The sequence below is a fragment of the Wenjunlia vitaminophila DSM 41686 genome (genome assembly GCF_000380165.1).
Lineage (GTDB): Bacteria > Actinomycetota > Actinomycetes > Streptomycetales > Streptomycetaceae > Wenjunlia > Wenjunlia vitaminophila.
In genome coordinates this window covers 1-21,791 of sequence record NZ_KB904635.1, presented here as the reverse complement: position 1 = coordinate 21,791, position 21,791 = coordinate 1, and the positions used below count along the sequence as shown (strand labels likewise).

Here is a 21,791-nt window from a genome sequence, read left to right as displayed (position 1 = left end):
TGATCAACCGGGCGTCCTCCCCGAAGCCACCCCCGACGGCCCTCCCCGGGCCCCACCGGTCGGCGCCCCGACGATGCGGCAGGATGAGTCGGATGACGGACGAGGCTGAGAAGGACCAGGAGCCGCCCGGGCCGCCGGAACTGCCGGACTTCGCGGAGCGGGTGCTCGACGTCATCGACCGGATTCCCACCGGACGGGTGATGACCTTCGGCGACGTCGCCGAGTACCTCGGCGAGGGCGGGCCACGCCAGGTCGGCCGCGTACTCTCGCTGTACGGCGCGGCAGTGCCGTGGTGGCGGGTGGTGCGGGCCGACGGCAACCTCCTCCCGGGCCACGAACAACGTGCGCTGGAGAAGTACCACGAGGAGGGCACCCCGCTCCGTGAGAGGGGGCGCACCGGCACCGGCCACCTGCCGAAGCTCGATCTGGCCCGGGCACGCTGGGACGGGGCGTTCGGCGACTGAGCCACCCATGCGACCCAGCTTCCGCCATCCAGGTCGCTGTGCGGGGGTACGACACTGCCTTTTTGTGTTCGCTCGCCGCCGGCTGTCTTTTGGTGTTCGCTCGCCTCCGGCCGCTTTGCGGGGCCCCTGCCGGCGTTCCTCGTCGTGCGGTCGCTCGTTCCTCGCGTCCTTCTCCTCGTCTCTTGGCAGGGGCGCGGCCTTTGGCTCGCTCACGTCTTCGCGTCGTCGGGGCGGGGGTGCACGACGCTGCGGGTTTTCCCGGGGGTTCGCTCGCCGCCGGCCGCTTGGGGGTGCCCCTGCCGGCGTTCCTCAGCCGGCTCCCCCGCGCGGCGCCAGCCGCATGATGTGGGAGCCCTCGGTCGCTGGCTTCGTCTCTTGGCAGGGGCAGCGGTCCGCGGCGGCAGCCGCATGGTGTCACTGCGGCTCGCTCACGTCTTCGCGTCGTCGGGGTGAAGGTGCACGACGCTGCGGGTTTTCCCGGGGGTTCGGTCGCTGCTGGCCGCTTGGGGGAGCCCCTGCTGGCGTTCCTCAGCCGGCTCCCCCGCGCGGCGCCAGCCGCATGGTGTCGCTGCGGGTGCCGTGGGTGTTGGGGGTGGGGAGTGGCCGTGTTGGGGGATGCCGGACGGGGCCGTGGGGGGTGTCGTACCGTCGTCATCACGCCCACCGTGGGCACCGCCACGCGCGGGCGCCACGTTCCCGGACATGAGAACCAGCTCCTGTGACTTCCTCTGCGCCACCGCTCGCCGCCCCTCCGTCCCCCGTCGTGCCGTCGCCGTCCGGCGCGTCCGCCGGGCCGTACCGCCTGGTGCGCACCCTGCCCGAGCCTCCGGGGCCGCCTGACCTCGATGAGTACCAGCGGCCCGTGGTGGAGCACCGGGAGGGGCCCTTGCTGGTTCTGGCCGGGCCGGGGACCGGGAAGACCACCACGCTGGTGGAGGCGGTGGCGGAACGGGTGCGCCGGGGGACCGACCCCGAGCGCCTCCTGGTCCTCACCTTCAGTCGCCGGGCCGCCGTCGAGTTGCGTGACCGGATCGCCGCCCGGCTGGGAACGGCGGTCGCGCCCCAGGCGACGACGTTCCACTCCTTCAGCTACGCCCTGGTGCGCGCCCACCAGGACCCCGCCCTGTTCAGTTATCCGCTGCGCCTGCTGTCAGGCCCCGAGCAGGACGTGATGGTGCGGGAGCTGTTGGCCGGCGCCGCCGAGGACGCCAGGTCGGGGCGGGCCGGCGTGGTGTGGCCGGACGAGTTGCGGGCCTGCCTGACCACCCGCGGTTTCGCCGACGAGGTGCGCGCCGTGTTGGCCCGCAGTCGGGAACTGGGCCTGGACCCGGAGGCGCTGGCGAGTTTCGCGGCCCGCACCGGTCGCCCGGACTGGCAGGCCGCCGCGGCGTTCCTCGCCGAGTACCTGGACGTCCTGGACGCACAGGGGGTGTTGGACTACGCGGAGTTGGTGCACCGCGCGGTCCTGCTCGCCGAGGAGGAACGGGTGGCCACGTGGTTGCGGGGCCGGTACGACGCGGTCTTCGTGGACGAGTACCAGGACACCGACCCCGCCCAGGTGCGCCTGTTGCGGGCGGTCGCCGGGAACACCGTCGTGGCCTTCGGTGACCCGGACCAGTCGATCTACGCGTTCCGCGGCGCGGACGTGGGGGGCATCCTGGAGTTCCGACACGACTTCCGCCGCGGGGACGGCTCTCCGGCGCCGGTGCGGGTGCTGCGGGTGTCCCGGCGGGCCCCGGCGCGCCTGCTGGCGGCGTCCCGGCTGGTCGCCCAGCGGATGGCCGTGAACCGGCTGCCGGCGGCGCAGGTGCGGGCACACCGGGAGCTGCTGCCGGCAGGGGACGGCGGCAGGGTCGAGGTACTGACCTTCCCCACGGCCGGCGCCGAGTTGGACAACGTCGCCGACATCCTGCGCCGTGCCCACCTGGAGGACGGCGTGCCGTGGGGGGAGATGGCCGTGCTGGTGCGGGCCGGCGCCCGGTCCATCCCCGGGGTGCGTCGCGCACTGACCTCCGCCGGGGTGCCGTTGGAGATCGACGGCGACGACCTGCCGCTGCGCGAGGAGCCTGCCGTCGCCCCGTTGCTGCTCGCCCTGCGCACCGCGACGGGCCAGCCGTTGGACACCGACACCGCGCTGACCCTGTTGACCTCCCCGCTGGGCGGCCTGGACGCCACCGACCTGCGGCGCCTGGGCCGGGCGTTGCGCGAGGAGGAGCGGCTGGCGGGGAGCAGGACCGTCCGGCCGTCGGACGAGTTGATCGCCGAGGCGCTCGCCGAACCGGAGCGGCTGGTCGCCATGGACCAGGCGTACGCCAGGGGCGCGCGGCACCTGGGCGGGTTGCTGCGCGAGGTGCGCGAGCTGTTGGCCGGGGGTGGTTCCGCTGAGGAGGCGCTGTGGAGGCTCTGGCAGGGCACTCCCTGGCCGCAGCGGTTGGAGCGGGCCGCCCAGCGCGGGGGCGCCGCCGGGCGCAACGCTGACCGGGACCTGGACGCGGTGTGCGCGCTGTTCGAGACGGCGGCGCGGGCCGAGGAGCGGGCCGGGCACCGGGGTGCGCTCAACTTCCTGGAGGAACTCCAGAAACAGGACATCGCCGCCGACGTGCTCACCCCGCGAACGGTTCGCCGGGACGCGGTGCGGCTGCTGACCGCACACCGCTCCAAGGGCCTCCAGTGGCGCCTGGTCGTCGTCGCCGGTGTGCAGGAGGGCCTGTGGCCGGACCTGCGTCGGCGCGGCTCGCTGCTGGAGGCGGACCGGATCGGCCGGGACGGCCTGGCCGAGCCACTGAGCCCTGGCGCCCTGCTCGCGGAGGAACGGCGGCTGTTCTACGTGGCGGTCACCCGAGCCTCCGAGCGCCTGGTGGTCACGGCGGTCAGGGCCCCGGCCGACGACGGCGACCAGCCGTCGCGCTTCCTCAACGAACTCGGCGTGCAACCGGTGGACGTCAGTCACCGGCCGCGTCGTCCGCTGTCGGTGCCGGCGCTCGTCGCCGAGTTGCGGGCGACCACCGTCGATCCCGGCGCCTCGGCCCCACTGCGTGCCGCCGCGGCCCGCCGGCTGGCCAGGCTGGCCGCGCTGCGGGACGACGGTGTGGCGCTGGTGCCGTCGGCCCACCCGGACCGCTGGTGGGGGCTGGCCGAGCCGACCCGGGCCCCGGTGCCGTTGCGTGACCCGGACCGCCCGGTGGCGTTGTCCGGCAGCGCCCTGGACCAGCTCGCCTCGAAGTGCTCGCTGCAGTGGTTCCTCAGTCGGGAGGTGCGCGCGGACACCCCGGCGAGCGGGGCACAGGGCTTCGGAAGCGTCGTCCACGTCCTCGCCGACGAGGTGGGCTCCGGGCGCACCCCGGCCGATCTCGGGGTGCTGTTGGAACGCCTGGAGACGGTGTGGGACGGGTTGGCGTTCGACGCGCCGTGGAAGTCGGTCCAGGAGAAGGAGCAGGCCAGGGCCGCGCTGGAACGCTTCCTGCACTGGCACGTGAACGAACGCGGTCGCCGGTCACCGGTCGCCACCGAGCATCCGTTCGACCTCACCCTGTCCGTGGGCGAGGTGCGGGTCAGGATCCGCGGCAGCATGGACCGGGTGGAGCGGGACGAGTCGGGGCTCGCCTACGTCGTCGACTTCAAGACCGGTCGGGGCAAGGTGCCCTCAGGCGACGAGGTGCGTGAGCACGCCCAGCTCGCGGTGTACCAGCTCGCGGTGCGCTCCGGCGCGTTGGGTGACCTACCCGCGTTCGGGGGGGAGGACGGGGAACGCGGTGGCTCGGACGAGGGGGGCGCGCCGGTTCCCGGGCCGGGGGACGCGGGGGTGCCGAGCGGGGGAGCAGAGCTGGTGCACCTGCGCAAGTCGCCGACCGGGCGCGGGGCGGACCCCGACCTGCCGCTGGTCCAGTTGCAGGAGCCGCCCCAGGACGGCTGGGTGGAGGGACTCCTCGCCGAGGCGGCGGGCCGGGTGTTGGCCGAGCGGTTCGTTCCCAGGACCGGCGGCCAGTGCACCCACTGTTCGTTCCACCGGAGTTGTTCCGCGCGGCCGGAGGGACAGCAGTTGGTGGAGTGACAGCCGCGGCTTCCCCCTCGCGTCGAACAGGTGCCGTTTTCGCAACCACTGACCGAGTCTGTGGCGTCGTGTAACAGGAGAGGAGAATCCGACCGAGGAGGGGGAGTGTGCCAGCATGGGCATCGCCCGTCGCCGGGCCTGCGTCATGAGCACCCGGAGACACGTTCCCGAACGGGGCGGCGCACCCCTGGCGGCACCCCCACGTTCCATGCGGGTAGGCTGCGCCCTTTGTGCCGCCCCGACCATGGCTGACCAGGATTTCGCACCATGCGTCCGATGACGGGTCGTCCGGTGGTCCGGCGCCGTGCCACGCGAGCAAGCAATCGAGGAGTTGACGACAGCACCATGAGGATCATGCGGGGACTGGCGAGCGCGACGGCGGTCTGCGCACTGGTCGTCGGCGCGGCTGCCTGCGGCGACAACAGTGACGACAGCACCGGGCGGGCCGGCAACCTGGGGCGGCCCGACAACCCGAACAACCCTGACAAGCCGGAGGAGCCCAAGCAGGAGCCCAACGGCGTGGAGAAGCTGACCGCCAGCGAGATAGTCGACAAGGCGATGGACGCCATGGAACAGGCGTCGGCCTTCCGGGTGACCGGCACCGGCGACGAGTCCGTCGCCATGGAGCTGGCGTTGGACGACAGCGGCAACTGCCAGGGCACCGTCGGCAAGGAAGGGGCGGAGACCAAGCTGGCGAGCAAGGACGGCAAGATCTGGCTGAAGCCCAACGGCCCCTTCTGGGACATGTTCGCCGGAGCCGACGCCGACGCCGCCAAGACCGTGGTGGGCGACCGCTACCTGCTGCTCAGCGAGGGCCAGGACGGCTACAGCGACATCGCCGAGACCTGCACCCTCAGCGAGTTGACGGAGTCCTTCACCTCGGGTGGCGACGACCTGGACGCCACCAACAAGGGAGAGGTCAGCGAGGTCAACGGGGTGCCCGCCGTGGAGGTCTCCTACGAGGCCCCCGACGAGACCGGCACCATGTGGGTCTCCACCGTGGGCAAGCCGTACCCACTCAAGATCGTGCTCGAGAACGACAGCAAGCCGGGTGCCATCACCTTCTCCGACTACGACAAGCCGGTGCAGGTCCAGATCCCGCCGGACGACCAGGTGCTGGACATGGCCCAGCTCGAGGAGCTCGCGACCGCCGGCACCAGCAGCGGCACCTCCGCCGACGCGGGCACCGGCTCCGCCTGACCCCCGGTTCCGGCCACTGTGGCCCACCGGGGCCGGGCGGCGCGGTCACCGGGCCCGGTGACTGACCGCGCCTGACGTCGTCCGTGCCGTGGCCGGGGACCCCCCCGGCCACGGCACCTGACGGGCCGGTGGGAAGCCCCCACAACAGGACGGGACGACGGGATGTCCGGGAGGGCGGCTAGTCTCCCTGAGGTGGCCCCCCGCATCACTGATCCCGCCTCGCTCAACGAACTCCTCGGAATCCCCTTCACCGCGGAGCAACTGGCGGCGATCACGGCCCCGCTCGCGCCCAACGTCATCGTGGCAGGCGCCGGTTCCGGCAAGACCACCGTGATGGCCGCCCGGGTGGTCTGGCTGGTCGGCACCGGCCAGACCGCGCCCGAGCGGGTCCTCGGCCTCACCTTCACCAACAAGGCGGCCGGCGAACTCGCCGACCGGGTACGCAAGGCCCTGGCCAGGGCCGGGTTCGACGCCCCGGAGCCGGGTGACGACCACGAGACGCCCGGCGAACCGGACATCTCCACCTACCACGCGTTCGCCGGGCGGCTGCTGAAGGAGCACGGCCTGCGGATCGGCGTCGAGCCCACCGCACGGCTGCTCGCCGACTCCACCCGCTACCAGCTCGCGGCCCGGGTACTGCGCCGCGCCCCCGGCCCCTACCCGGCGCTCACCAGGCCGTTCGCCGACCTCGTCGCCGACCTGCTGGCCCTGGACGGAGAACTCGCCGAGCACCTGGTGGAGCCGACCGGGCTCCGCGACCACGACACCGAGTTGGTGCGGCGGCTCGCCGGGGTGAAACTCAGCAACGACCACCTGCGCCGGGTGCCCGAGGCAGCCGCCGCCCGGATCGAGCTGGCCGGCCTCGTGGAGCGGTACCGGGCCGAGAAGCGGGCCGCCGACCTCCTCGACTTCGGCGACCAGATCGCGTACAGCGCGGCGCTCGCCAGGACCAGGCCCGCGGTGGGGCAGATCCTGCGCGACCAGTACGCGGTGGTCCTGCTGGACGAGTACCAGGACACCTCGGTGGCCCAACGGCTGCTGCTCGCCGGCCTCTTCGGCGGCGGCACCGGCCACCCGGTGACCGCGGTCGGCGACCCCTGCCAGGCCATCTACGGCTGGCGCGGCGCCTCGGTGGCCAACCTCGACGACTTCCCCGAGCACTTCCCGGACGCCCGGGGCCGCCCCGCCGCCCGCCACGCGCTCACCCAGAACAGGCGCAGCGGCGGCCGGCTGCTCCACCTCGCCAACCAGCTCGCCGCGCCGCTGCGGGACCGGCACCCGGGGGTGCGCGCGCTGCGCCCCGGGCCCGGCGCCGAGCACGACGGCACGGTCCGCTGCGCGCTGCTGCGGACCCACGCCGAGGAGATCGAGTGGCTCGCCGACTCCATAGCCCACCTGGTGCGCACCGGCACCCCTCCGGGCGAGGTGGCGGTGCTGTGCCGCGCCGGCAGGGACTTCCCGGACATCCACGCCGCCCTGGTCGAACGTGACGTGCCGGTGGAGGTCGTGGGCCTGTCCGGGCTGCTGCACCTGCCGGAGATCGCCGACCTGGTGGCCACCTGCGAGGTGCTCCAGGACCCGACGGCCAACGCCGCGCTGGTGCGCCTGCTGGTCGGCCCCCGCTGGCGGATCGGTCACCGGGACCTGGCGTTGCTCGGACGGCGTGCCCAGGCCCTGGTCCGCAGGACCGGTGCGGACGGCGACACCGCGGACGACCCGGACGCCCGGCTCGCCGAGGCCGTCGCCGGGGTGGACCCCACCGAGGTGGTCTCCCTCGCCGACGCCCTGGACACGTTCCTCGCCGACCCCGACGCGACCGGCGACGAGCTGCCGTTCTCCGCCGAGGCCAGGGTCAGGTTCGCCCGGCTCGCCAGTGAACTGCGTGACCTGCGGCGGGCGCTCGCCGACCCGCTGATGGACGTTCTCCACCGGGTACTCGCCGTCACGGGCCTCGAGGTGGAGCTGGCCGCGTCCCCGCACGCGCTGGCGGCCCGGCGCCGGGAGACCCTGAGCGCGTTCCTCGACATCGCCGCGTCCTTCGCCGACCTCGACGGAGACCCTTCGCTCGGCGCGTTCCTCGCCTTCCTGCGCACCGCCGAGCGCTACGACAGGGGCCTGGACAACACGCTGCCCGGCGGGGCCGACACCGTGAAGGTGCTGACCGCCCACAAGTCCAAGGGCCTGGAGTGGGACGTGGTGGCGGTGCCGGGCCTGGTGACCAAGGCCTTTCCCAGCGGTCAGCCACGGTCGTTGTGGACCAGGAACGCGGCCGTGCTCCCGCACGGGCTGCGGGGCGACCGGGAGACCCTGCCACCGGAACCGGAGTGGACGGCCAGGGGCCTGCGGGCGTTCGAGGAGCAGATGCGGGACCACCAGGAGGTGGAGGAACTGCGCCTCGGCTACGTCACCTTCACCCGGCCCCGCTCCCTGCTGCTCGGGTCCGGGCACTGGTGGGGGCCGACCCAGACCCGACGGCGCGGCCCCTCCACGTTCCTCACCGCCCTGCGGGAACACTGCGAGCGGGGCTGGGGAGAGGTGGAGGTCTGGGCGGACCCGCCCCCGGAGGACGAGCGGAACCCCGCCCTGACCAGGACGGTGGAGCACGCCTGGCCGCTGCCGCTGGACCCGGCCGCTGCCGAACGCCGCAGACAGGCCGCGCACGAGGTCCGCCGCCTGCTCGCCCACCTCACCCCGGGGGCGGCCACCGACCGCGCCGGAGCCGGCGGGGGAGCGGTCGGCCCCGGCGGGACCGGGGCCGACCGGGCGGGCGCCGACCCCGTCGGTGAGCTGGTTCCCGAGGAGCAACGCCTGGTCGAGTCCTGGGACCGGGACCTGGACGCCCTCGAGGGCGAACTGCGCCGCTCCAGGGCCACCGTGCGCCAGGTGCCCCTGCCGAGGTCGCTCTCCGCCTCCCAGGTGCTGCGGCTGGCCGCGGACCCGGACGGGTTCGCCCGGGAGCTGGCGCGGCCCATGCCCCGTCCACCCCAGCCCGCGGCTCGCCGGGGGACCAGGTTCCACGCCTGGGTCGAGTCGCTGTTCCAGCCGTTGCCGCTGCTGGAACCCGAGGACCTCCCCGGCGTCGAGGACGCCGAGATCGACGACGAACACGACCTCGGGGAGCTCAAGGAGGCGTTCCTGCGCACCCCGTACGCCGAACGCACCCCGTACCGGGTGGAGGCCCCCTTCCAGGTGATGCTGGCGGGACGGGTGGTGCGCGGCCGGATCGACGCGGTGTACCGGCACGACGGGGGCGGCTACGAGATCGTGGACTGGAAGACCAACCGCGGGCACACCGCTGACCCGCTGCAACTGGCCGTGTACCGCCTCGCCTGGGCCGAGCAGCACCGGCTGCCGTTGGAACGGGTCTCCGCCGCCTTCCTGTACGTCCGGACCGGCGAGGTGGTCCGCCCCGAGGACCTGCCGGGCCGGGAGGAACTGGAGCGGCTGCTGGCCGGCTAGGCTCGGTCCCGTCGGGGCGCGGGCCGGCCTCGGCGAGGTGGACACGAGGGACGACGACTGGGTGGGTGGACCGCTGTGACCTGTACTGACTCTGCCGGGACCGGGACGTGGGCGGACGGGGACCCGGCCACCGGGGAGTCCCCCGCGCTGAGCCAGCCGGTGCTCCCCCTGGCCCGGACCGGCGTGGACCGGGCCGCGGAGCACCGCACCGACGAGCCGTGGCTGGCAGCGGCCTGGAGCCACCCGGACACCAGGGTGCTGCTCGTGTGCGACGGCAAGGCGATGGTCGTGGACCACGAGGGCCCCGACGGCAAGGGCGCGGAACTGGTCCTCGTGCCGTCCTTCGAGGCCCCGGACGTCGGCGAGCGGCTCTTCCTCGGAGTGGACGGGGCGGGCGTGGCCTACTTCGCGCTCGCGGTGGGAACCCTGCCCGGGCGGATGGGCGAGGCGGCCCGCCCCGCCGGCCTGCGCGAGGTGGCGCTGCTGCTCGCGGACCGTGACTCGGGACTGATGGTGCACGCGGTGGCCCTGGACCACTGGCACCGGATGCACCGCTTCTGCGCACGCTGTGGCCAGCCCACCCACAGCGCCTCGGCCGGCCACGTGCGGCGCTGCGCCGCCTGTGGGGCGGAGCACTACCCCCGCACCGACCCGGCGGTGATCATGCTGGTGGTCGACGACCGGGACCGCTGCCTGCTGGGCAACCACGCCCTGTGGCCGCAGGGTCGCTTCTCCACCCTGGCCGGGTTCGTGGAGCCGGGCGAGTCCCTGGAACAGGCGGTGCGGCGGGAGGTCGCCGAGGAGGTGGGGGTCAGGGTCGGCCAGGTCCGCTACCAGGGCAGCCAGCCCCACCCGTTCCCGTCCAGCCTGATGCTGGGCTTCCTCGCCACGGCACTGACCACCGAGATCCAGGTGGACGGGGAGGAGATGGCCGAGGCCCGTTGGTTCACCCGGGCGGAACTGGCTGACGCGGTGACCTCCGGGGAGGTCATCCCGCCCAACGAGATGTCGATAGCCCGCCGCCTGGTCGAGCTCTGGTACGGCGCCCCGCTGCCTGGCCCCGGCGGGCCGCGGCGCTGAACGCCGACCTGGTGGCCGCACCCGTCGGGGTCCCCGGCGGGCCGGAGGTCCCGACGTGCGCGGCCGGCGGGTCGGTCAGACTCCCAGGGCCTGCTTGACCTGGGCCAGCGACGGGTTGGTCATCGCCACGGGGTCACCGCCGCCGGTGGGGGTGACCACCACGGTCGGCACCGTCTGGTTGCCGTTGTTGACCTGCTCCACGAACGCGGCCGACTTCGGGTCCTGCTCGATGTTGACCTCGGTGTAACCGATCCCCTCACGGTCCATCTGGCTCTTCAGTCGCCGGCAGTAGCCGCACCAGGTGGTGCTGTACATCGTCACGGTGCCCGACATCGGTCGATACGCTCCTTCGCGGTCAGCGGCTGGGCGATCCGGGTACGGATCCGCATCGGTCAACGTCCGCGCAGGACCAGAGATTCCTCCCCGCCGCCGCCGGTCCGTGTGGGGCGGCCACGGTCGGCGGGGCCTGGCGCCCCGCGGTAGGACAATCGTGTCCCGGCTGTGGACAACCGTCCCGGCCGTCCCGGCAGAACTGAGAGCATGCAGGAGTGACCGCACCACCTCTCTTCTCTGCTCCCGCGTTCGCCCCGCCGACCGCCGACGCGGTGCTCGAAGGGCTGGATCCCGAGCAGCGCGAGGTCGCCACGGCTGTCCACGGTCCGGTCTGTGTCCTGGCCGGTGCCGGCACCGGCAAGACCCGTGCCATCACCCACCGGATCGCCTACGGGGTTCGCGCGGGGGTGTTCCAGCCAGCGACCGTGCTCGCGGTGACCTTCACCGCCCGGGCAGCGGGCGAGATGCGCGGGCGGCTCAGACAGCTCGGCGCGACGGGGGTGCAGGCCAGGACGTTCCACAGCGCCGCGCTCCGCCAGCTCCAGTACTTCTGGCCCCGGGCCGTCGGCGGCGAGCTGCCGCGCCTCGTGGAGCGCAAGGCGCAGTTGGTGGCGGAGGCCGCGGCGCGCTGCCGGATTCGGCTGGACCGCACCGAGCTGCGGGACGTCACCGCCGAGATCGAGTGGTCCAAAGTCACCCAGACCGTCCCCGAGGACTACCCGGCGGCGGTCGCGGGGGCGGGCCGGGAGCCGCCGCGGGACCCGGCCGAGACCGGCCGGATCTACGCCGGTTACGAGCAGCTCAAGCGGGACCGGGGAGTGATCGACTTCGAGGACGTGCTGCTGCTCACCGTCGGCGTGCTCGAGGACCGCGCCGACGTCGCGGAGTTGGTGCGGGCCCAGTACCAGCACTTCGTCGTGGACGAGTACCAGGACGTCAACCCGCTCCAACAGCGGCTGCTCGAGCTGTGGCTCGGGGGCCGGAACACCCTGTGCGTGGTGGGCGACGCCAGCCAGACCATCTACTCCTTCACCGGTGCGACCCCCGACTTCCTGCTCGGCTTCCGCACCCGGTACCCCGACGCGACGGTGGTCAGGCTGGTCCGTGACTACCGCTCCACCCCGCAGGTGGTGCACCTGGCCAACGGCCTGCTGGCCCGGGCCACGGGCCGGGCTGCGCGGCACCGCCTGGAGCTGGTCTCGCAGCGGGAGCCCGGCCCCGCCCCGGTCTTCACCGAGTACTCCGACGAGCCCGCCGAGGCCGAGGGCACCGCCCAGCGGATCAGGTCCCTGCTGGCGCCCGCGGCGGAGGGCGGCGCGGGACTCCGGGCCAGTGAGGTCGCGGTGCTGTTCCGCACCAACGCCCAGTCCGAGGTGTACGAGCAGGCGCTGGCCGACCTGGACATCCCCTACCAGCTCCGCGGCGCCGAGCGGTTCTTCGAGCGGCAGGAGGTGCGCGAGGCGGGCTTGTTGTTGCGTGGCGCGGCCCGGGCCGGTGGCGGCGACGAGGCGGTGGACGCGGCCTCCTCGGTACCCGATCAGGTGCGGGCCGTCCTCAGCTCCCGTGGCTGGAGCCCGCGGCCGCCCGCCGGCTCGGGTGCGGCCCGGGACCGCTGGGAGTCCCTGGCGGCCCTGGTGCGGCTGGCCGAGGACTTCACCGCGTCCCGGCCAGGGGTGACCCTGTCCGACTTCGTCGCGGAGCTCGACGGCCGGGCCAGCGCCCAGCACGCCCCCACCGTCGAGGGGGTGACCCTGGCCTCGCTGCACGCCGCCAAGGGCCTGGAGTGGGACGCCGTCTTCCTGGTCGGTCTCAGCGAAGGAATGGTCCCCATCACCCACGCCAGGACGGAGGAGCAGGTCGAGGAGGAGCGCCGGCTGCTGTACGTGGGGGTGACCCGCGCCCGGCTGCACCTGTCGCTGTCCTGGGCGGTGGCCCGCTCGCCAGGTGGCCGGGCCGGGCGCGGGCCGTCCCGATTCCTCGAGGGCTTGCGTGCGGGAACGTCCGGTTCCGCGGCCCGTTCCCGACCCGGGAGCGGTGCCGGCCCCGGGGCCGGCAGGCGGGCCGTGCGCCCCCGGGGGCCGATCAGGTGTCGGGTCTGCCGCCGCGTGCTCTCCGAGGCCGTCGAGCGCAAGCTGCGGCGCTGTGAGGACTGCCCCTCCGACCTCAACGAGGCGCTGTACGAACGGCTGCGGGACTGGCGGGGCAGGCAGGCCAGTGCGTTGGGGCTGCCCGCCTACTGCGTCTTCACCGACGCCACCCTGACCGCCATAGCCGAGGACCCGCCGGGGTCGGTGGCCGAGCTGTCCGCGGTTCCCGGGGTGGGCAGAGCCAAGATCGACCGGTACGGAGCCGATGTGCTGGCTCTCTGCGCAGGTCAGGAGCTTGCCGTGGAGCCGGACGAACCCGCGTGAGCACGTCGGCGAAGATTCCTCGGAAAATGGTTTGCGCTCGCGGAGGAAATCCTCATAGCCTTCCGAGGCACGGTCACGGTGGGTCTTTCCGAGGGCCACGGTCTTTCCGAAGGCCACGGGAACCAACACCTGATGGGCGACCGTGATGTACTGAGAACGCAGATCGACTGGCCAGGATGTGCCCATCACGAAGCACATGTGTGATGTACTGGCCACAGTAGTGAGTGGCACGTGAAGGACCCGGCGCACAAGGTGCGCGCGGTGCGTGATGTACTGATCCTCTGCTGGTTGTAGGTAGAGGTGTAACCGAGCCCCAGTGGGCTCCCGTAGGCGAGAGAGGAGGCAGATTCCCGTGCTGAGCAACCTGAAACTCAACGGTTCGCTGGTGTGTGCTGCCTCCCGTCGGGACCTGTCGGCCATCTCGGGCACCCGTGTGCTCGGCGGTCGCCCCGCTTCCCTCGCCACCGGTTTTGAGGGTTCCCGCGGCTCCCGCATGGCTGGCGTCGTCATGGGCGACTCCGCTGTGTTCGGTGTCGTCGTGCCGGGTGCCATCAAGCGTGAGCGTGCTGAGCGACCGACTTGGGCACCAGTGGCGGGCGCATGGGCGCATGCCTATGTCGTGGCCAGTGGTGCCGGAGCTCAGGCAAACGAGGCAGAAGACGCGTCCTTCACCGCAACCGATGTCGCAACCATCCGTACGCAGCAGACCAAGAGGGCCTTCCGCGGGCTCGAACCCTGGAGAGATCCAGCCTGATTCACCATCAGGTCGGCACCTTCAGGGCCGCGGAACCCGAACCGGGATCCGCGGCCCTTTTGTTTGGCCGGCCTTCCCACCCCGGTGGGGCGGGAGGGCGACCCGGTACCAACCAACAACCGGCCCCCGGCCGGCCCGACCAGACGAGGAAGACGAAACCGTGCACCCGGTGAAACCTCCGCACTCCCCGTCCAACGAGCAGACCCCCGCGATCCCTCCTCCTGAGCCCTCGGAGGCTTCCTTGATGCAACTGACTGATCTCTCCCCGGCCTTCGAAGAGGCCGAGCGCCTTGGCGTCACCGTTCCCTGCCGCTCCTACGACCCCGAGGTCTTCTTCGCGGAGTCGCCGGCGGACGTCGAGTACGCCAAGTCCCTCTGCCAGACCTGCCCGGTTCGTGAGCTGTGCCTCCAGGGAGCCAAGGACCGCCGCGAGCCCTGGGGTGTCTGGGGTGGCGAGCTGTTCGTCCAGGGTGTCGTCGTGCCGCGGAAGCGTCCGCGCGGGCGTCCCCGGAAGAACCCCGTCATGGCGTGAACGCACACCTCCCCGTCCCCTCTCACAGCAAGCAGGTCCCCATGAATCACACCCTCTCCACCCCCGTCCCCATCGGTGCACCAAACCAGAACCGGAGCCGTGAAATGCAACTCATGCCAGAAGCCCTGGCCCGGGTGCGAATGCAGGAGCGCCTCGCCGAGGCGGAGTCCCAACGCAGGGCTCTCCGCGTCGTGCAGGCGCGCAAACTCCAACGCCGGGCGGAGCGCGCGTCGCTGCGCGCCCGCCGCGCGTTGGCCATCGCGCTGATGAAGCAGGAGTGATGAGGCACCGGTGACCCCGTCACCGGGCCCGCACACCAGCGCCACACAGGTCCGGCCGCCCGCGGGAAGCGGCAGCGGCCGGCCCTTCACCGGCAGGAACCACCGGCCGTCCCACCGTTACCCCGGTGGGGCGGCCGTCGGCGTCCCGCCCCCTCCCGTGACCGACGGGCCCCGCTCACCGGGGACTTGGCACCAGTCACCGGCACTGGCGCCGACCGGTGGCTGGCGCCGGCAGGGGACTACACCACGGGAGCCTCAGGCTCGGGCTGGTGTTCCTCCTCCTGCGACGCCTCCTGCCACTGCCCGGGCTCGCCCTCCTCCTCGTCGGCGAAGCAGGGCAGCCAGTCGAGCAGTTCCTCACGCAGTCGCACCCGCGCGTCGAGCTGGCAGAGCACGCCTATGGTGCTGAGGGTGACCCGATGGATCAGCAGGTAGGCCGGAGGCAGATTGAGCTGCTTGCCGAGGGTGTGGGCGGGGGAGCGGGGGTCCGCGATCCGGGCGGCCTGCGTCCGCATCCACGCGCGGTTGAAGGAGAACTCGTCCACGTCGGCCGGCTCGACGATCGGCAGCAGGTAGTCGAGCACCGCATCCGGCTCGAGCTCGATGGTGGGCTTGACGAACCCCTCCCGGCGGAGCAGCTCCAGCACGGCGCCCGCATCCCCCTCGAGGGTGAGTCGCAGCGCGGTCCCGATCGGCTCCGGCAGGCCCTCCGGCAGCCGGTCCACGGTGCCGAAGTCCATCACGCCCAGCCGCCAGCCCTCCGGTGGGCCGTCGTCCACCAGCAGGCGGAAGTTCCCCGGGTGCGGATCGGCGTGCAGCAGCCCGGTGCGGGACGGTCCGGCGAACAGGAAGCGGGCCAGGAGCTGACCGGCGCGGTCCCGCTCCTCCCGACTGCCGCCGGAGATCACCTCCGCCAGCGGCACTCCGTCCATCCACTCGGTGACCAGCACCTGGTCCGTCTGGTGGACCACCGCGGGGACGAAGAAGTCCGGGTCGTCGGCGAACTCCTCCGCGTGCAGCCCCTGGGCCTGGGCCTCGAGGTCGTAGTCCAGCTCCTCGGAGACCCTGGCCCGCAGTTCCGCGATCAAGGGCTTCATGTCCATCCCGGGGATGAGCGGACCGAAGAGACGGGCCACCCGGCCCAGTTGCGCCAGGTCCGTCAGGAGTGCCTCACCGGCCCCCGGATACTGGATCTTGACGGCCACCTCGCGGCCGTCCTGCCACACCGCGCGGTGCACCTGCCCGATCGAGGCCGCGGCAGCGGGAGCGTCGTCGAACTCGACGAAGGACGTCCGCCAGTCCGGGCCCATGCGCTGGGCGAGCACCTTGTGCACGGTGCGTGCCGGCATCGGCGGGGCGGCGTCCTGGAGTTTGGTCAGCGCGGCCCGGTAGGGGCCGGCCACCTCTTCCGGCAGGGCGGCCTCGAACACCGACATGGCCTGGCCGAACTTCATGGCCCCGCCCTTGAGCTCGCCGAGCACCTTGAAGAGCTGTTCCGCCGTGCGCTGCTGCAACTCGGTGGCGACGATCTCCGCCGGCCGCCCCCCGATGCGTTTGCCCAGGCCCAGGGTGGCCCGCCCGGCGAAGCCCAGGGGGAGTGCGGCCAGCTTGGCGGTGCGCGTCACTGCCTTGCGCGGAAGATCAGACATGCACCCTACTCTCCGATCGGCGGCGCGCCCTGGTGAGCAACCCCTCCATCCACCTCCATTGTCACCTGCTGGTCCCGTACCACGGCAGGTGCACTCCCCACCGATTCGCGGCCATGGCCCGGCTTGCGCGCGCCCCAGCAACCCGGGTGCGGAGACACCGGCCGGACGATCACTCCGCTGTCCGCCAGGGACACCTCCACCCGGCCTCCCAGACTCGCCGGTACCCCGCCGTCGAGGAACATCAGCGCGTGCAGTGCGGCCAGCCCGGCCACCGTCGAGGAGAGCGCCACGTCGCAGGCCGGAAGCGGACCGGGCCGCCCCGACCCGAGTTGGGTCAGTATCCGCGGCCAGGCCGGGTCCGCGTCCCCGTGGTGCCGGGTCACGCACTCCCCGCACGCCCACCTGCTGGACCGCGGCACCACCAGCGGCCCCACGAACCCCGTCCCCTCGAGGACACCCGCGTAGAGGTGGGGGACACCGGCGTCCAGCAGCGATCGGCTCTCCAGCGGCTCCGGGGTGTAGGCACGGAGCCCGTCACGGGGAGCCAACACGACCAGTCCCACGCGGCTCCGCGTGCCCCGCCGCACCACGGCCGTCCCGGTCCTGCGCATCGCCGCCCGTGCGGCGGCACCACGGCGCAACCCGCGCTCCCTGACCGTCATGCCGCACGGTGAGATGTCCCAGGGCTCCACCCGGCCGCTGTCCGTCACCTCCACCCTGCCGATGCCCGCCGCGGCCAACACGGTGGCCACCGCGGCACCGACCCGCCCCGCACCCCGCACGTGCACCGTGGCCCCGGCCCGCCCGAGGAACCTGGCCGCGCCGGCCCCCGGCGCGGGATGCAGCATCGCCAGGGACGACAGGTCCGGGCGGAGCCGCTCCCGCTCGGCGGGCGGCAGGTCGTGCAGGGCATCGGCCGTGGCCTTCGCGTCGTCCAGCACCCCGCCTTCGCCCAGCACCCGGAGCAGCCGGTCCACCCGCCGCCCGCTCACCCCCAGTCGCGCCGCCTCCGTCCGCAGCCGCTCCAGACTGCGGGTGCCGTCCAGCAGGTCCAGCAGCTCGGCACTGCCCTCGTCCACCTGCTCCACCACCACCGCCTGCTCCGGCGTGACACCGAACTGCACGGTGTCCCTGCTCCGCCAGGTCCGCCGCATCGCTGGCTTGATCATCGGACGCACTGTGTCCCCCCGTGGCTCGCTGCTCGGTCTGCGCCTGGTCTGTCGCGGCCTGGTCAGCCGCGGCCTGGTCTGTGGTGGTGCTGGGTCGTCGTGGTGCTGGGCTGCCGTGGTGCTGGGCTGCCGTGGTGCTGGTGCCGTCCGGCCTCGACCACGGTGCCCAGCATGCAGGAACGGCTTCCAGGCGGAGCCGAGTTATCCACAGCCCGCTGCCGTTATTCATTTAGTAATACCAGATAAATGAGTAATTTCCTCTAAATTGTCCTCTGATGCTGGGGTACATCGGGCGAATTCCGTGCAACGGATTCTCCGGAGCGACCTCGTCGGCGGGACGCATCCGACCAGGAGCCGGTACCGTCGGTCACGTGTCCGCCGACCACATCTCGTCGCCCGTGGCGACTGTCCGGTGCACCGCCCCGGGCCCCGTGGGAGCCGCGTCGGGGGCGGTGGAGGTCCGCCGCAGCACCCGACGCCGCCGCACCGTGGCGGCCTACCGCGAGGGGGACCGGACCATCGTGCTCATCCCCGCGCGGATGTCCGACGCCGAGGAGAAGCGCTGGGTCGCCCTGATGCTGGACAAGCTCGCCGCCCAGGAGAGCAAGCAGTCCCTCGGCAGTCAGGAGCTGGCCGAGCGGGCCGCCCAGCTCTCCGCCGAGTACCTCGACGGCCGCGCCGAACCGGCCAGCGTGCGCTGGGTGACCAACCAGAACACCCGCTGGGGCTCGTGCACCCCGGCTGAGGGCAGCATCCGACTCTCCCACCGGTTGCGGGGCATGCCCGACTACGTGCTGGACTACGTCCTCCTCCACGAGCTGGCACACCTGTTGGTGCCCGGCCACGGCCCGGCATTCTGGGCGTTGCTCGAGGCGTACCCGCGCACCGAACGGGCCCGCGGCTACCTCGAGGGGGTGGTGGCGGCCGGCCGGCTGCCGCACCTGCCGGTGCCCGACCCCCGGCAGGAGGGTGACGACGCGGCGGACAGCTGACGGTGAAGTCCGGTCAAGAATCACACCCCCGATGTGCCGCTGAGCCGCGGTGGCCGGATAGCCTCTTGCGTCACGAGGGCAAACGACAACGGATGGGGGACGGTCGGTACGTATGGCCAGGGAATTTCAACGCGGCCACAAGGCCAAGATCAGCGATCTGACAGCCGGGACGGATCTCTACGTCGGCGTGCTGATCACCGCACCCGGCCTCACCTTTGACATCAGTTGTTTTGGTCTCGACGCTGACGAGCGGCTGTCCGATGACCAGTACTTCATCTTCTTCAACCAGCCGCAGTCGCCCGAGGGTTCCATCCAGCAGCTCGGCGAACAGGCCGGCGACACCCAGTCGTTCCGGGTCACCCTCGACCGCATCCCGGCGCAGATCCACCGTTTGTCCTTCACCGCCACCATCGACGGCAACGGCCAGATGTCGCAGATCGGCCCTGGTTACATCCGCCTGGTCGCAGGGGGCGAGGAGGTCGCCCGCTACCCGTTCAACGGGTCGGAGTTCACCACCGAGCGCGCCGTGATGTTGGGGGACATCTACCGCAAGGACGTCTGGCGGTTCGCCGCGGTCGGCCAGGGGTTCGACGGAGGGCTCGACGCGCTGCTGAAGAACTTCGGTGGTGAGGTCGCCGAAGAGCAGCCGGCCGCGCCGGCCCAGACCCCGAGCTTCGCGCCCCCGGGCGGTCCCGCGCCCGGCTTCGCGCCCCCGCCGGCCCCCGCTCCCGTCCCGCCGCCCGCGCCGGCCCCCGCGTTCGGCGCGCCGCAGGCCCCGACGATCCCGCAACAGGTCGCCCCGGTCGCCACCTCGCCGGGAGCCCCGGTCGCTCCTCCGTTCGGCCAGCCGGTGCAGCCTCCGGGGGCGGTCTCCCCGCCCGGCGTCCCCGAGGCGGTGGCCCCGCCCGGCGCTCCCTTGTTCGGCCAGGTGCCGGGCCAGCAGCCTCCGGGTGTCCCGGGGCAGTTCCCGTCCCCCGGCGGCAGCCCCCAGGTGGCGCAGGTCCCGGCCCAACCCGGCGTGCAGGCCGCCCTCCAGCCGCACCGGGAGACCCCGGTCACCGGGCGCTGGGGCCTGCAGAACCACAGGCTGGTCCGTGCCCAGCTCCAGGCCGGCGGCCCGGCGGTCCTCGCCCGTCAGGGCAGCATGGTGCTGTACCAGGGCAAGGTGGACTTCTCGCGTAAGAGCACCGGAATCCTCGGGCGGGCGGTGGGCAACGCCACCGGCCAGGAGCTCGAGCTCATGCGGTGCACCGGCAAGGGCCAGGTGTTCCTCGCCGAGGACGCCAGCCACCTGCATCCGATCGAGTTGCAGGGCGACGCCATCTGCGTCAGCGCCGAGAACGTGCTGGCGTTCGACGAGTCCCTCCAGTTCGAGGTCCGTCGGATCGAGGGACACGGCATCCCCGGCGGGGCGCTGTTCACCATGCAGTTCAGCGGCACCGGCACCGTGGTGGTCAAGACCCACGGCACCCCGGTCGTGCTGCCCGTCACCCCGACCACCTACGCCGACAGCAACGCGATCGTCGCCTGGTCCGCCGCCTCCCAGGTGATGCTGTCCAGCCAGGTGCGGCTGCGCCGGACCGCTTACCCGGGCCACAGCGGGGAGACCGTGAACCTCCAGTTCCGTGGTGCCCCCGGCAACTTCATCGTCGTCCAGCCGTACGAGGTTTGAGAGCGAACATGGACCAGCAGATGATCGCGGGCTACGCGCCGAGCCCCATGGCCGTCCGGATGGAGAACCACGGCTCGACGATGCTCAAGGTCGCCATGGCCAGCGGGCAGGACCTGTTCGCCCGCACCGGCTCCATGGTCGCCTACGAGGGCTACATCCAGTACGAGCCCAACCCCCCGGCGGTGCGCCAGGCCGCCGCGGAGTGGATCACCGGTGAGGGCGCACCGGTGATGAAGTGCAGCGGTGACGGCATCCTCTACCTCGCCGACTACGGCGCCGACGTGGTCGTCGTCCACCTCAACAACGACTACCTCTCGGTCAACGGCACCAACATCCTGGCCTTCGACGCCCACCTCCAGTGGGGCGTGGAGAAGGTCAAGGGCGTGGCCAAGTTCGCCGGCCAGGGCCTGTTCAACGTGACCATCTCGGGGACCGGGTGGATCGCGCTGACGTCCCGGGGCAACCCCGTGGTCGTGGACTGCGGCACCGGCGAGGACGCCACCTGCGTGGACCCCGACGCCCTGGTGGCCTGGACGACCGGCCTGAAGATGAAGGCCAAGCGCAGCTTCAAGGCGTCCGCCCTGGTCGGGCGGGGCACCGGGGAAGCCTTCCAGATCGCGTTCTCGGGGCAGGGCTTCGTCGTCGTCCAGCCCAGCGAGGACAGCACCGACCGCCTCCGGATCCGGGGCTGAGGGGGACAAGACTCATGCAGAGCCCGCTTTTCGCCAACACCGAGAACCAGTCCCAGGACCGGTACGCCCTCCAGAACGAACAGATGCTCAGGGTGCGGGTGGACGGCAACACCGAGGTGCTCGCCCGCAAGGGTGCCATGGTGGCCTACCAGGGGCTGGTGGACTTCGACGGCGAGTACCAGTCCCAGAGCCAGCGGCGCTCCCGCCGGCGCACCGGTGAGGGCCTGGACCTGATGCGCTGCTCGGGACAGGGCACGGTCTACCTGGCCAACCTGGCCCAGTACATCCACATCATGGACATCGCGAACAACGGCATCACCGTGGACAGCCAGTACGTCCTGGCCCTGGACACCACGCTCAACTACGACGTGATCGCGGTGGACAGCGAGTTCGGCATCTCCGGCACCGGGGCGTACAACCTCCACATCACCGGGCGGGGGAAACTCGCCCTGATGACGTCGGGGAAGCCGCTGCTGATGCACGTCACCCCCGACAAGTACGCGTACGCCGACGCGGACGCGGTGGTGGCCTGGTCCACCGACCTGCGGGTCCAGATGCAGTCCCAGACCACCAACACCCCGGTGTTCCGCCGCCGCGGCAACACCGGTGAGGGCTGGGAGCTCGGCTTCGTGGGCAACGGGTACGTCCTGGTCCAGCCCAGCGAGCAGATGCCGCCGCAGAACGCGCCGATCGGCCGGGGGGCCGCCGCCCAGTACGGCCTGGGCCAGCAGGGCGCCCGGGGGCGGAACCAGGGCAACGCCTGGAGCAACCGCTGACATAGCGGGACGACGGCGACACCAGTGGCTGACGGCACGGGCTCCCGCACACCGGGGGGCCGTGCCGTCAGCCGTGTCCCGGCCCGCCCACCGGTCCACGCGCCCACGGGCCGCGGCGCCCCCGAGACCGTCCTAGTGCCTGTCTGATGAATCCCGCCTGGGTCGTGACGCCTGGCACGCACGCTCGCTGCGTTGTCGGGATCGTCCACGTACGCCCAGTACGAGGACGACCCTCCGCCTTGCGATCGCACGCACCAGACGCCGCGACCCCCGCCC

At 72.5% G+C, this 21,791-nt stretch carries 16 protein-coding genes; 13 read left to right on the top strand and 3 right to left on the bottom strand.

The genetic code is table 11. From position 1 onward, the window contains the following. Positions 1–92 precede the first annotated feature (92 nt). The 5 genes from A3IG_RS0101415 to nudC all read left to right on the top strand — a co-directional run bounded on the left by A3IG_RS0101415 (position 93) and on the right by nudC (position 10,254). On the top strand, positions 93–464 hold the full coding sequence (locus A3IG_RS0101415) for an MGMT family protein (RefSeq protein ID WP_018381755.1): 372 nt from the start codon (positions 93–95) through the stop codon (positions 462–464). A gap of 763 nt (positions 465–1,227) precedes the next feature. Further along, positions 1,228–4,515, top strand: a complete 3,288-nt coding sequence (locus A3IG_RS0101410) for an ATP-dependent helicase (RefSeq protein ID WP_236719279.1) — start codon at positions 1,228–1,230, stop codon at positions 4,513–4,515. 345 nt (positions 4,516–4,860) lie between these two features. Then, complete coding sequence (locus A3IG_RS31660; RefSeq protein ID WP_018381753.1) at positions 4,861–5,715, top strand: hypothetical protein; 855 nt, start codon at positions 4,861–4,863, stop codon at positions 5,713–5,715. A gap of 192 nt (positions 5,716–5,907) precedes the next feature. Beyond that, positions 5,908–9,174 carry an ATP-dependent DNA helicase gene (locus A3IG_RS0101400; RefSeq protein ID WP_018381752.1) on the top strand — a complete coding sequence of 1,089 codons (3,267 nt, stop codon included), beginning with the start codon at positions 5,908–5,910 and terminating at the stop codon, positions 9,172–9,174. Positions 9,175–9,249: 75 nt separating this feature from the next. Next, positions 9,250–10,254 carry an NAD(+) diphosphatase gene (gene nudC, locus A3IG_RS0101395; protein WP_018381751.1) on the top strand — a complete coding sequence of 335 codons (1,005 nt, stop codon included), beginning with the start codon at positions 9,250–9,252 and terminating at the stop codon, positions 10,252–10,254. A gap of 75 nt (positions 10,255–10,329) precedes the next feature. Here the strand turns inward: nudC and A3IG_RS0101390 are convergent, their stop codons facing one another. Next, entirely contained in the window at positions 10,330–10,587 is a 258-nt protein-coding gene (locus A3IG_RS0101390; protein WP_018381750.1) for a mycoredoxin, read from the bottom strand. 215 nt (positions 10,588–10,802) lie between these two features. Between A3IG_RS0101390 and A3IG_RS0101385 the strand changes: the two genes are divergently transcribed. From A3IG_RS0101385 to A3IG_RS0101375, 4 genes are all read left to right on the top strand, one after another. Further along, positions 10,803–12,998, top strand: a complete 2,196-nt coding sequence (locus tag A3IG_RS0101385; protein ID WP_018381749.1) for an ATP-dependent DNA helicase UvrD2 — start codon at positions 10,803–10,805, stop codon at positions 12,996–12,998. A gap of 352 nt (positions 12,999–13,350) precedes the next feature. Further along, on the top strand, positions 13,351–13,752 hold the full coding sequence (locus A3IG_RS34030; protein ID WP_157862352.1) for a hypothetical protein: 402 nt from the start codon (positions 13,351–13,353) through the stop codon (positions 13,750–13,752). 169 nt (positions 13,753–13,921) lie between these two features. Next, on the top strand, positions 13,922–14,284 hold the full coding sequence (locus A3IG_RS28165) for a WhiB family transcriptional regulator (RefSeq protein ID WP_040910688.1): 363 nt from the start codon (positions 13,922–13,924) through the stop codon (positions 14,282–14,284). Positions 14,285–14,325: 41 nt separating this feature from the next. Beyond that, positions 14,326–14,565: a hypothetical protein gene (locus A3IG_RS0101375; RefSeq protein WP_051087345.1), complete on the top strand. Its 240-nt coding sequence runs from the start codon at positions 14,326–14,328 to the stop codon at positions 14,563–14,565. Between the two features lie 239 nt (positions 14,566–14,804). On the opposite strand, the gene A3IG_RS0101370 is transcribed toward A3IG_RS0101375, so the two are convergent. Continuing rightward, entirely contained in the window at positions 14,805–16,214 is a 1,410-nt protein-coding gene (locus A3IG_RS0101370) for an ABC1 kinase family protein (protein ID WP_026219779.1), read from the bottom strand. A gap of 5 nt (positions 16,215–16,219) precedes the next feature. Next, on the bottom strand, positions 16,220–17,383 hold the full coding sequence (locus A3IG_RS28160) for a ThiF family adenylyltransferase (RefSeq protein ID WP_051087340.1): 1,164 nt from the start codon (positions 17,381–17,383) through the stop codon (positions 16,220–16,222). A gap of 398 nt (positions 17,384–17,781) precedes the next feature. Between A3IG_RS28160 and A3IG_RS0101360 the strand changes: the two genes are divergently transcribed. From A3IG_RS0101360 to A3IG_RS0101345, 4 genes are all read left to right on the top strand, one after another. Continuing rightward, the gene (locus tag A3IG_RS0101360; protein ID WP_236719287.1) at positions 17,782–18,375 is read left to right on the top strand and encodes a M48 metallopeptidase family protein; all 594 of its coding nucleotides are present in this window, start codon (positions 17,782–17,784) and stop codon (positions 18,373–18,375) included. Between the two features lie 112 nt (positions 18,376–18,487). Further along, a complete protein-coding gene (locus tag A3IG_RS0101355) occupies positions 18,488–20,047 on the top strand; it encodes a TerD family protein (protein ID WP_018381743.1) in 1,560 nt (519 codons plus the stop codon). Between the two features lie 8 nt (positions 20,048–20,055). Continuing rightward, positions 20,056–20,739: an AIM24 family protein gene (locus A3IG_RS0101350; RefSeq protein ID WP_018381742.1), complete on the top strand. Its 684-nt coding sequence runs from the start codon at positions 20,056–20,058 to the stop codon at positions 20,737–20,739. A gap of 14 nt (positions 20,740–20,753) precedes the next feature. After that, on the top strand, positions 20,754–21,515 hold the full coding sequence (locus A3IG_RS0101345) for an AIM24 family protein (RefSeq protein ID WP_018381741.1): 762 nt from the start codon (positions 20,754–20,756) through the stop codon (positions 21,513–21,515). Positions 21,516–21,791 lie beyond the last annotated feature (276 nt).

Coding starts and splice junctions, on each gene's coding strand:
- A3IG_RS0101415 (WP_018381755.1), top strand. CDS start 93: ATGACGGACGAGGCTGAGAAGGACCAGGAGCCGCCCGGGCCGCCGGAA.
- A3IG_RS31660 (WP_018381753.1), top strand. CDS start 4,861: ATGAGGATCATGCGGGGACTGGCGAGCGCGACGGCGGTCTGCGCACTG.
- A3IG_RS0101390 (WP_018381750.1), bottom strand. CDS start 10,587: ATGTCGGGCACCGTGACGATGTACAGCACCACCTGGTGCGGCTACTGC.
- A3IG_RS0101375 (WP_051087345.1), top strand. CDS start 14,326: ATGAATCACACCCTCTCCACCCCCGTCCCCATCGGTGCACCAAACCAG.
- A3IG_RS0101370 (WP_026219779.1), bottom strand. CDS start 16,214: ATGTCTGATCTTCCGCGCAAGGCAGTGACGCGCACCGCCAAGCTGGCC.
- A3IG_RS28160 (WP_051087340.1), bottom strand. CDS start 17,383: ATGATCAAGCCAGCGATGCGGCGGACCTGGCGGAGCAGGGACACCGTG.
- A3IG_RS0101355 (WP_018381743.1), top strand. CDS start 18,488: ATGGCCAGGGAATTTCAACGCGGCCACAAGGCCAAGATCAGCGATCTG.
- A3IG_RS0101350 (WP_018381742.1), top strand. CDS start 20,056: ATGGACCAGCAGATGATCGCGGGCTACGCGCCGAGCCCCATGGCCGTC.
- A3IG_RS0101345 (WP_018381741.1), top strand. CDS start 20,754: ATGCAGAGCCCGCTTTTCGCCAACACCGAGAACCAGTCCCAGGACCGG.